Source organism: Halorubrum sp. SP3 (genome assembly GCF_005435195.1).
Taxonomy (GTDB): Archaea; Halobacteriota; Halobacteria; order Halobacteriales; family Haloferacaceae; genus Halorubrum; species Halorubrum sodomense.
The window spans coordinates 1-474 of sequence record NZ_SGTU01000346.1 but is presented as its reverse complement, the minus strand read 5'-3'; the positions used below and the strand labels follow the sequence as shown (position 1 = coordinate 474).

Genomic DNA, 474 nt, shown 5'->3' with positions numbered 1-474 from the left:
TGACCCAGGCCCGGACGCGCCCTCACCCCGGTCGAATCCGGCAGACCGGCACCGACCGCCGTCCCGTTTTAGGCGGTGCGAAAAATAACAGAACGTAATTACTTATCAGCGGGATATCGGTATATATCCTATATATAGGCTCTATCGCGTGTTTTTAGGGTACCCTAATACCACAGTTTTATGATACTATGCGTCGAACGTGAGAACGCAATGAGCGCAGAAGGACTCGAACGGCAGACGCGGAGTTACCTGAGCAACGAAGTCCCGCAGATCCAGCAGCACGGCGGCAGCTTCGAGATACGCGACGTCGACGAGGAGGCGGGAACGGCGACCGTCGCCATCGGCGGCGCGTGTTCGGGCTGTGGTATCGCCCCGATGACGATGAAGGCCATCGAGCGCCGCCTGCCGGAGAGCGTCGACGGTCTCGAAGACGTCGAAGTCGTGCGGTCCGGCGGTCCGCGAGCCGCGGTGATG

At 60.3% G+C, this 474-nt stretch carries 1 protein-coding gene; it reads left to right on the top strand.

Annotation, left to right across the window (positions count from 1 at the left end; all coding sequences use genetic code 11):
* Positions 1–210: 210 nt before the first annotated feature.
* On the top strand, positions 211–474 hold a 264-nt coding region (locus EXE42_RS16815), incomplete at its 3' end, for a NifU family protein (protein ID WP_137707045.1).